This is a genomic window from Vreelandella rituensis, from assembly GCF_003336665.1.
Classification (GTDB): Bacteria; Pseudomonadota; Gammaproteobacteria; order Pseudomonadales; family Halomonadaceae; genus Vreelandella; species Vreelandella rituensis.
Genome location: NZ_QPIJ01000086.1, coordinates 1 through 9,732, shown reverse-complemented (window position 1 = coordinate 9,732; position 9,732 = coordinate 1). Strand labels below are relative to the sequence as shown.

The following is a 9,732-nucleotide window of genomic DNA, read 5'->3' as shown; positions in this document are numbered from 1 at the left end:
CTTTTTCAGGACGGCTGCTTTACGTTCTTCGGAATAACGTGGCACATGGACTCCATGCCGCTCCCTCTGGATTTGATTTAGGCGATAACGCCAACCGGACAACTAGGCTGACAGAGGGGGCTAGGGAGGCTGAGTAATGGATACAGATAACAAGACCACGAAGGAAAGTTCTTCAATCGGTTCGCTTTTATCGTCCTTGACGCGAGAGATGACCTCGCTTGTACGTAATGAAGCTGAGCTCGCCAAAACCGAGATGTCGGAGAAAACGCATCAGGCCATGGAGGGTGTCGCTGCCATTGCTATTGCGGGTGCGGTGTTGTTCGGTGGTTTCCTCACCTTGCTGGCTGCCATGGTCTTTCTGCTCGATGAAGTACTTCCGCCTGATACCTCGCCTTGGCTTTCAGCGATCATTGTCGGTGTTGTTGTGGCTATCGTGGGTATCATTATGCTCAAGGGCGGGCTCAAGAAATTAGAGGCTCGAAACCTGATGCCCAACCGTACCATGAAGAGTTTTCAGAGCGATAAGGAGTTCGCCAAGGAGCATAAACACAGAGCCAAGGAGGAACTGAAATGAGCGAGCATAATGGTCAGCGCAACTCCGAAGAAATAGAAAACGATATTCATCGAGCGCGAGCGCGCCTGGACAGTACTTTACATGAGCTCGAGGCGCGGTTTACACCTCAGCAGTGGTTGAACTCCTCGTATGAATATCTACGTCATGGTGGAGCCAACGAATTCGCTTCCAACCTTGGTAACACCATCAAGCAGAACCCTGTGCCTTTTCTGTTGACCAGCGCAGGGCTGGGTTGGTTGATGTTGGCACAACGCAATTCCAACTCATCGAAACGGCCAATCCAGCCAACCCATTTAGGCTCATCAACCCATTATGGGGGGAGTAGGTCTCATTCATCGCCGGGTATTGCTGTTCACGAGGGAACCGGCGCTGGCCAAAGTGTCGGCTCTTCCGAGGCGCCAGGTAAAGGACGTATGAACGGTGTGAAAGACAAGGCCCAGGAAATGAGCGGCAAGGTGAAGGAGACGGCCCAGCATATGGGTGAAAAAGCACAGCATATGGGTGAAAGGGCGCAGCATATGGGTGAACATATGGGCGAAAAAGCACAGCATATGGAAAGTAATATGCGAGCCAAAACATCCCAGTTTAAAAGTGGCTCTCAATCTACCATGCATGACATGTCGCACCGGGCCCGAAATTTCGGCAGCCAATCGACAGAGTTCATTCAAGAGCATCCCTTGGTGACCGCGGCGCTCGGCTTTGCGCTTGGCGCAGCCTTGGGAGGCATACTGCCTTCCACGCGCAAGGAAGACGAGTACATGGGTGAATATCGCGACCGCGTCATGCAGCGCGCGGCGGAATCCGGAGAGGAGCAACTGGATAGGGCGCAGGAAACCATTCACGAGAAGGCTGAGGAAACCAAGTCGAGCGCCGAGACGGGCGGTAGTGTTGAAAAGAGTAGTGCCGAAAAGAGTGCCGCTGAAAAGAAAGACACTAAAGCGGGTACGACTTCCACAGGGGCCATGCCGGGGTCAAGTTCCACAAGTTCAGCTAGACCTGGCTCAAGCGGACCTGGCTCAAGTAGCACAAGCTCACCAGGTGGTGCATCGCCGGGTTCACTCTCGAATAATGACAGGAGTTCGACCAAGCCCGGCAGCGGTATACCGCCTTCTCGCGAGCCGTGACGTTTCACCCTGCGCCACTAGGGGAGGGGCTGGTAATCGGTGAGCTGGTAACCCGAGAGAAGGATGGGTAAATTCGTCAAGAAATGCAGCGGACATAGGTGTCTATCTTCTTGATCGATAACGACCCACCTCCACATAGCCGACTTGTTTCGGTCCAGCGGCTGAGTGGCGGCCCTTTTGAACGGGGCAAGGCGCTGGGCCGTTTGGGCCGCGATGCGGTTCAGCATGTGCTCACCTCCACGCCTTTATGGGCGCAGATACAGGCGGCGAGACATAACCCGGCCGTCGCCCGAATGGTGACTATCACGCAGCGTCATTTTCCAACGATCTGGGCTGAACTCGAAGGCTTGGCCACAGGGCTGCAGTTACCTATGGAACGGGTATTCGCCTGGAATTGCCGAGGCGAATTGCTGGCCGACACGGCGGATGGCTGTACCACTGTGCAATTGCCCGGAAGCTCGCCGCTGATCGCCCATAACGAAGACGGCTTGCCGTGCCTGCGTGGCCACTGCTTCATGGTGGAAGTAGGGCCCGAGCGGGGCCAGGGTTTTACCGCTTTCTGTTACCCCGGCTCACTTCCCGGGCATACCTTTGCCTTTACCCGCCAGGGTCTCGTTCAGACGGTCAATAATTTGCGGTTAGCGGCGTTGTCGCCCAGCATACCGCGCATAGTGCTGGGCCGCGCCGTATTGAACCAGCCCAGCCTAGCGGATGCCGTGGCGTTATTGCGGCGCTTCCCGGATAGCGCCGGTTTTCATTTCACGTTAGCGGCACCGGCAACCGGCGAGATGCTCAGTGTGGAATTCGGCGGCGGCGAGGTCTCGGTACGTTCGGTCACTGAGCCCCGGGTGCATGCCAATCATGCGCTGCATCACCGAGCCGGGCAGGCCGCACAGCGGATTACCCAGTCGTCATTCGACCGCCAACAGCGCGGCGAAGCCCTGCTTGCCGCTGGGCTACGCGACCCCCTGGCGCTGCTGCACGATACCGGCGGGGAAGGCTTGCCGATTCTACGCCTCGCCCCCGATGACCCGGACCAGGAAAACACCTTGGCGACGGTGGTATTCGAGCTTGACCCGAAAGGCCTAAGATGGCGGCTTTACGAGCAGCCGGAGTGGACATAGCAGCTGCGTTTGGCAGCGTTTTCTCTCAGCGCTTGTAGCGCCGTTTCACTTCCACCGTCAGGCTGCCTTCGCCCAGGCGTAGCTTGAGTGCCTGGCCGGGTTGAGTGTCCTGGGCGCGATGAATGACCTCACCCTGGTGGTTATGCACGATGGCATAGCCGCGTCCCAGTATCGCCAAGGGGCTTACCGCATTGAGCTCGCGGCCCAAGCCTTGCAGGCGTTGGCGCTCCTGCGATAAGCGGCGGGCCATGGCCTGATGCAGGCGAGACTGGGCGTTTTCCAGGCGTTGTTGCGCCTGGGCATGACGGCGCTTGAGATCCTGGCCCCCTAGCCGACGAATAAGCTGTTCCAGCCGGGCTTGTTGCTGCGCCAGGTTCTGCTGCTGGGCGCGCAATAACCGGGTTTGCAGCCCTTGAAGATGCTGGCGCTGGCGGCTCAACGCTTCCCCTGGATGACGCAGCCGGGCACGCAGGCTATCGAGTTGCTGGCTCTCGCGCTCCAGTCGCCGGGCGATGCCTTGCGTCAGGCGTTGTTGCTGTTCCTTGAGCCTGCCCTTGAGGGCTTGCTGATCCGGCACCAGGCGTTCGGCGGCGGCGGAAGGGGTCGGGGCACGTACATCGGCGGCGAAATCCGCCAGGGTCGTGTCGACCTCATGGCCCACCGCCGACATCACCGGCAGGCGCGAATGAAAGATCGCCCGGGCCAGATGCTCGTTGTTGAACGCCCACAAATCTTCCAGGCTGCCGCCGCCGCGCGTGATCAAGATGGCGTCGCGCTGCGGGTCGAGCCGGCGCTGGCGGTTGAGTAGCGCCAAGGCGCGAATCATCGCAGGGGCGGCTTCCGCGCCCTGCACCGGCACGGGAATCAGCGTGACGTCCACCAGCGGCCAGCGCGCCGCCAGTACCGTCAGCACATCGCGAATCGCCGCCCCGCTGGCGGAACTCAATATCAGCAGCTTGCGCGGCGGAAAGGGCAGGGCGCGGGCGTTGGCGAACACCCCTTCGCTGTCGAGTTGCTGCTTCAAGCGCTCATAGGCCGCCAGCAATTCCCCCAAGCCCGCCGCCTGCACCGCCTCTACCAGCAACTGATAGTCGCCGCGTGGTTCGAACAATGACACCCGCCCGCGCAGTTTCACCTGGTCGCCGTCGCGAATGGGCGCGCCCACGAACCGCGCGCGTTGGCGAAACAACGCACAACGAATCTGGGCGCGGTCGTCCTTCAGCGTGAAGTAGATATGCCCGGAAGCGGGGCGCGAAACATTGGAAAGCTCGCCCTCCACCCACAGTTCACCGAAATCGCGTTCCAGGGTCTGGCGGGTGCGACGATTCAACTCACTGACGGAAAGGGCTTCAATAGCGGGAGACGACATAAAGGATTTCATGGTTAAAAAATTGGGGGGAAAAGCGGTTATGCAGCTTATCACGCACAAGACTTGGTGTGCCTCACATTGCTGGGATGGGCCTCTAGCCGTTACAATGGAAGATTACCTTTCGTATCTCCTGTTCCCATCTGCTCAACCATGGGTGTTGCCGCTATGCTACGTATGGCCCAAGAAGCGCTTACGTTCGATGATGTATTACTCGTTCCCGGCTTCTCCGATATCCTACCCAAGGATGTCAGCCTCAAGACCCGCCTGACACGCCACCTTTCGCTGAATATTCCGCTGGTTTCCGCCGCCATGGATACGGTGACCGAAGCACGCCTGGCGATTGCCATGGCCCAGGAAGGCGGCATCGGCATCATCCACAAGAACATGAGCATCGCCCAACAGGCCGCGGAAGTACGCAAGGTCAAAAAGCACGAAAGCGTCATCGTCAAAGACCCCGTGACCGTCAGCCCCAAGGCCAAGCTCGAAGACCTGCTGGCCATGGCCCGCGAATACGGCTTCTCCGGCTTCCCGGTGGTGGAAGGTGAAACCCTGGTGGGTATCGTCACCGAACGCGACATGCGTTTCCAGCCCAACCACGGCGATAGCGTCGAAGCCATCATGACGCCCCGCGAGCGCCTGATCACCGTGGCCGAAGGCACCGAGCTTGAAGAAAGCAAGGCCAAGATGCGCGAACACCGCATCGAGAAAATGCTGATCGTGGATGATGCTTTCCACCTGCGCGGCCTGGTCACTTTCCAGGATATCGAAAAAGCCCGCACCTACCCCATGGCGGCTAAAGACAGCGATGGTCGTTTACTAGTTGGCGCCGCCGTCGGCACCGGCCCGGAAACCGCTGACCGTATCGCGGCCCTCGCGGAAGCCGGGGTGGATGCGATCATCGTCGACACCGCTCACGGCCATTCCCAAGGCGTGATCGACCGGGTGCGCTGGGCCAAGAAGCACTTCCCCGAGATCCAGGTGATCGGTGGCAACATCGCCACCGCCGCCGCCGCCAGAGCCTTGGCCGAAGCCGGTGCGGATGCGGTGAAAGTCGGCATCGGCCCCGGCTCGATCTGTACCACGCGTATCGTCGCGGGTGTCGGTGTGCCGCAAATAACCGCGGTTTCCAACGTTGCCGAAGCGCTGAAAGAGTACGATATTCCGCTGATCGCCGATGGCGGTGTGCGTTTCTCCGGCGATCTGGCCAAGGCGATTGCCGCCGGTGCCAGCTGTGTGATGGTCGGCGGCTTGCTGGCGGGTACCGAAGAAGCCCCCGGCGAAGTCGAGCTTTACCAAGGCCGTACCTACAAGGCCTACCGTGGCATGGGCTCCATGGGCGCCATGTCCCAGAGCCAAGGCAGTGCCGACCGCTACTTCCAGGATAAAAGCGAAGGCGCGGAAAAGCTGGTGCCGGAAGGTATCGAAGGCCGCGTGCCCTATAAAGGCATGATGAGCGCCATCGTTCACCAGATGATGGGCGGTCTGCGGGCGTCCATGGGCTACACTGGCTGCCGCGATATTTTGGAAATGCGCACCAAGCCGGAATTCGTCCAGATCACCGGCGCAGGCTTCAATGAATCCCACGTGCACGATGTCCAGATCACCAAAGAAGCCCCGAACTACCGGGTAAGCTAAGAGACCGAAATGACTGATATTCATGCCCACAAGATTCTGATTCTGGATTTTGGCTCTCAGTACACTCAGCTGATCGCCCGCCGGGTACGCGAGATCGGCGTCTACTCCGAAGTTCGCGCCTTCGATATCACCGAAGCCGAGATCCGCGACTACAACCCCAACGGCATCATCCTCGCCGGGGGGCCGGAGTCGGTCACGGAACTGGATTCCCCCCGCGCGCCGCAGTGCGTGTTCGAAATGGGCCTGCCGGTGTTCGGCATCTGCTACGGCATGCAGACCATGGCCGAGCAGCTGGGCGGCGCCGTTGAAGGTTCCAAGGTGCAGGAATTCGGCTACGCCCAGATTCGCATCGACGCCGAGAACGCGCTGATCAAGGACATCAAGGACCACGTCGACCACGAAACCGGCAAGGGCCTGCTGGATGTGTGGATGAGCCACGGTGACAAGGTCGCCAGGGTACCCGGCGAATTCACCGTGACCGCATCCACCCCCAGCTGCCCGATTGCCGCCATGGCCTGGGAAGAAAAGCAGTTCTATGGGGTGCAGTTCCACCCGGAAGTCACCCACACCCTGCAGGGCCAGCGGATTCTCGAGCATTTCGTGCTGGGCATTTGCGGTGCCGAACGCCTCTGGACCCCGGCGCAGATCATCGAAGACCAGATCGGTCGGGTGCGTGAACAGGTCGGCGACCGCCACGTCTTGCTGGGCCTTTCCGGCGGGGTGGATTCCTCTGTGGTCGCGGCCCTGCTGCACAAGGCCATCGGCGACCAGCTGACCTGCGTGTTCGTGGATAACGGCCTGCTGCGCAAGAATGAAGGCGACCAGGTGATGGAAACCTTCGCCAAGCACATGGGCGTGAAGGTGATTCGCGTCGATGCCGAAGACCAGTTCCTGTCGCGCCTGAAAGGCGAGAACGACCCGGAAGCCAAGCGCAAGATCATCGGCAACACCTTCATCGACATCTTCGATGAAGAGTCGAGCAAGATCGAAGGCGTGGACTTTTTGGCCCAGGGCACCATCTACCCGGACGTGATCGAATCCGCCGCCGCCAAGACCGGCAAGGCGCACGTGATCAAGTCGCACCACAACGTGGGCGGCCTGCCGGAAACCATGAAGCTCAAGCTGGTCGAACCGCTGCGCGAGCTGTTCAAGGACGAAGTCCGCAAGCTGGGCGTGGAACTCGGCCTGCCTTACGACATGGTGTACCGCCACCCCTTCCCGGGGCCGGGCCTGGGCGTGCGGATTCTCGGCGAAGTAAAAAAAGACTACGCCGATATTCTGCGTGAAGCCGACGCCATCTTCATCGAAGAGCTGCACAACTCGGGTTGGTACCACAAGACCAGCCAGGCGTTTGCGGTGTTCCTGCCGGTGAAATCGGTGGGTGTGGTTGGCGATGCCCGCCGCTACGAATGGGTCATCGCCCTGCGCGCCGTGGAAACCATCGACTTCATGACTGCCCGCTGGGCGCACCTGCCCTATGAGTTGCTGGAAAAAGTCTCCAACCGCATCATTAACGAGATCAATGGTGTCTCGCGCGTGACGTATGACGTCAGCAGCAAGCCGCCAGCGACGATTGAGTGGGAGTGATTTGCCGGTTGTGAAGCAATCTATGAAGGGGCTATCGAGAGATAGCCCCTTCAGCATTAAGGCCATTACAAGGAACTGAGTTAGTGGCGATTCCGGATTTTCAAATGCTTATGCGTCCTGTCCTTGAGTATGCAATTGGGGCCGAAGAACGGACGATGAATTCTCAAGTACTTGATGCCTATATTCTGTGAGCTTGTCCCTATCGTGGCAAATCTTTCTGCTACCAAAAATCAGAAGAATCTAATTTAATTTGGCTTTTATCCCATTCATCCCTCTTCCATACCCTTGCTACACATCACTACCCGGTTCCTTCCGTTGCGCTTGCCAGTGTAGAGCATCTGATCCGCTCGCGTGATCAGGGACTCGAGGTCATCCTCTGCAGGGTACGTTACAGCGATACCGATGGTGACGCTCAAGGACAGCCCGCTCATTTCTTCCTTTAACGGCAGCTCGGCTACCTTCTTCTTCAAGCGTTCCGCCACGATTTGAGCGTCGTCGGGGCTGGTGTCTGGCAGGGCTACCACGAACTCCTCACCTCCGAAACGCCCTATCACATCCTCGGGTCGGAGAGCTTGCGCACAAACGTCCGCGATCTTGGTCAGAACCCAATCCCCATGTGTGTGGCCCCAGGTATCGTTGATGCTCTTGAAATGATCCACATCAATCATGAAAACGCTGAACGGTACCTGTTCCAATCGCGAGCGCTGCAACAATGCCTTGGCCAGCTTCATGAAGTGACCTCGGTTATTCAGCCCTGTCAGAGCATCCAGCTCGGCGACCATACGCAACTGTGTTTCCAGTGATTTACGGTGAGCTATTTCCTTGAGCAGCTGGTGATTTTGATCACGTTCTTCGTGAAGCAACGCAAATTGTTTGCGCTGCAGGCTCTCCAAACGCAGCAAGGCACAGAATCCCACTACATTGGCCATAATCAACAATAGCGCTATGCGAAGCGTTAACATTGGTGAAATCTCTGCAAACAGCACTGCCGAAACCAGAAAGCCAATATTCAAATAGAGGCTGGCGAACGTCACCACTGTTAGCAGATTGGGAATCAGAAGATAGAAAGCCATGGTGGCTACTACCACTGCGGTTACCTGGGTGGAAAGACTTTCGGGGCGCAAGGGAACAATCAAAATGATACCTGTCGCAAGTATCCATAGCGGCAAAGCATGCAACCAGAGTTTACGAGAATATCCGCCCCAGCGTCCGATAATGAAGGCCAGGAGAAGGCAAAGGCTCACCACCATGATGCGCATTGTGAGCAGCAGATAAAGCTCCCAGGTGAAGCCGAGAATGTAGTAGTCCGAAATAGCAAACATGCCAAAGATTAAGGCCGCTACGCTCAATGACAGGCAGGATTCAAACCGCACCCTCGCCGTGATGGAGCTGCGATATATTGTCTCCTTGTCATATTCACAAAGCTGACCAGTCAACCAATGCACCTGATGTTGTGTTTTTAGCGATGGCAAAGCCCCATCCTCCCTGAGTAAAACGACGATTTCTTTAGGGTTCAGCCAGTGAAGCTACTTCACGGAACCTTGGTTGAAAAACTCTTGGAGAAATCAAAGCATCTTAATATTTTTATTTTTCGTAACTATTCAGCAGGTTTCAGGCGGCACTCGCCAACCTGTTATTTCCTCTGGCATAGTATCGACATTCGGCAACTCTCTCATCAGATAACATGACCATCAGCGATATCAACGTCGACGAGGCCCTGGAACGCGTCAAGCAGCAGCTCAAGGAAGATCGTACGGTCTCACCTTCGCTGCGTGCTGCCATCGACGTANTTGGCGACCAGCAGTCGTAACAGCAGCAAGCCGCCGTCGCAGGACATGAACCGTGTGCGCCGTTCACGGGCTGCCGGCGAGCGCAAGCCTGGCGGTCAGCCAGGACATGAAGGCACGACATTGGTGCCCGTCGATGATCCCGACGAGGTCGTCAAGCTGTCTGTTGACCGTCGAACACTCCCCAGGGGGCGCACCTATCGCGCGGTCGGTATCGAGAAGCGTCAGGTCAAGGACATCCTTATCCAGTCGATTGTCACCGAGTATCAGGCTGAAGTGCTGGAAGACGATTTCGGGCGGCGTCACGTGGCCCCGTTTCCCGACGGCGTGAGGCGCCCGATCCAGTACGGCCCGCGTCTCAAGGCGCATGTTGTCTATCTCTCGCAGTACCAGCTGCTGCCCTACGGCCGCATCCAGTCGCTGCTGGCCTCGCAGTGTGACCTTTCATTGAGCACCGCCACCCTGTTTGCCTTCAACCAGGAGGCCTACCAGCGGGCTGAACCCTTCGCCGAGTGGGTGATACCGGCGCTGA

The 9,732-nt window shown here is 58.1% G+C and carries 8 protein-coding genes; 6 read left to right on the top strand and 2 right to left on the bottom strand.

Features of this window, described 5'->3' with window-relative positions; translation table 11 throughout:
• The first annotated feature begins 136 nt into the window (after nucleotides 1-136).
• The 3 genes from DU506_RS19815 to DU506_RS19805 all read left to right on the top strand — a co-directional run bounded on the left by DU506_RS19815 (nucleotide 137) and on the right by DU506_RS19805 (nucleotide 2,822).
• Nucleotides 137-574 carry a phage holin family protein gene (locus DU506_RS19815; RefSeq protein ID WP_114488588.1) on the top strand — a complete coding sequence of 146 codons (438 nt, stop codon included), beginning with the start codon at nucleotides 137-139 and terminating at the stop codon, nucleotides 572-574.
• On the top strand, nucleotides 571-1,698 hold the full coding sequence (locus DU506_RS19810; RefSeq protein ID WP_114488587.1) for a DUF3618 domain-containing protein: 1,128 nt from the start codon (nucleotides 571-573) through the stop codon (nucleotides 1,696-1,698). Before DU506_RS19815 ends, DU506_RS19810 begins: the two co-directional genes overlap by 4 nt.
• A 98-nt stretch (nucleotides 1,699-1,796) precedes the next feature.
• Nucleotides 1,797-2,822, top strand: a complete 1,026-nt coding sequence (locus DU506_RS19805; protein WP_235825824.1) for a C45 family autoproteolytic acyltransferase/hydrolase — start codon at nucleotides 1,797-1,799, stop codon at nucleotides 2,820-2,822.
• Between the two features lie 25 nt (nucleotides 2,823-2,847).
• Here the strand turns inward: DU506_RS19805 and xseA are convergent, their stop codons facing one another.
• Nucleotides 2,848-4,191 carry an exodeoxyribonuclease VII large subunit gene (xseA, locus tag DU506_RS19800; RefSeq protein ID WP_114488586.1) on the bottom strand — a complete coding sequence of 448 codons (1,344 nt, stop codon included), beginning with the start codon at nucleotides 4,189-4,191 and terminating at the stop codon, nucleotides 2,848-2,850.
• A 165-nt stretch (nucleotides 4,192-4,356) separates the two neighbouring features.
• Between xseA and guaB the strand changes: the two genes are divergently transcribed.
• The gene (gene guaB, locus DU506_RS19795; RefSeq protein ID WP_114488585.1) at nucleotides 4,357-5,826 is read left to right on the top strand and encodes an IMP dehydrogenase; all 1,470 of its coding nucleotides are present in this window, start codon (nucleotides 4,357-4,359) and stop codon (nucleotides 5,824-5,826) included.
• A 9-nt stretch (nucleotides 5,827-5,835) separates the two neighbouring features.
• Nucleotides 5,836-7,413, top strand: a complete 1,578-nt coding sequence (gene guaA, locus DU506_RS19790; RefSeq protein ID WP_114488584.1) for a glutamine-hydrolyzing GMP synthase — start codon at nucleotides 5,836-5,838, stop codon at nucleotides 7,411-7,413.
• 266 nt (nucleotides 7,414-7,679) lie between these two features.
• Here guaA and DU506_RS19785 read toward each other — a convergent pair whose 3' ends face one another.
• Nucleotides 7,680-8,735 carry a GGDEF domain-containing protein gene (locus tag DU506_RS19785; RefSeq protein WP_235825822.1) on the bottom strand — a complete coding sequence of 352 codons (1,056 nt, stop codon included), beginning with the start codon at nucleotides 8,733-8,735 and terminating at the stop codon, nucleotides 7,680-7,682.
• Nucleotides 8,736-9,257: 522 nt separating this feature from the next.
• Between DU506_RS19785 and DU506_RS19780 the strand changes: the two genes are divergently transcribed.
• Nucleotides 9,258-9,732 (top strand): transposase (locus DU506_RS19780; protein WP_235825819.1); only part of this gene is annotated, 475 nt, incomplete at its 3' end.

Coding starts and splice junctions, on each gene's coding strand:
- DU506_RS19815 (WP_114488588.1), top strand. CDS start 137: ATGGATACAGATAACAAGACCACGAAGGAAAGTTCTTCAATCGGTTCG.
- DU506_RS19810 (WP_114488587.1), top strand. CDS start 571: ATGAGCGAGCATAATGGTCAGCGCAACTCCGAAGAAATAGAAAACGAT.
- xseA (WP_114488586.1), bottom strand. CDS start 4,191: ATGTCGTCTCCCGCTATTGAAGCCCTTTCCGTCAGTGAGTTGAATCGT.
- guaB (WP_114488585.1), top strand. CDS start 4,357: ATGCTACGTATGGCCCAAGAAGCGCTTACGTTCGATGATGTATTACTC.
- guaA (WP_114488584.1), top strand. CDS start 5,836: ATGACTGATATTCATGCCCACAAGATTCTGATTCTGGATTTTGGCTCT.
- DU506_RS19785 (WP_235825822.1), bottom strand. CDS start 8,735: ATGTTTGCTATTTCGGACTACTACATTCTCGGCTTCACCTGGGAGCTT.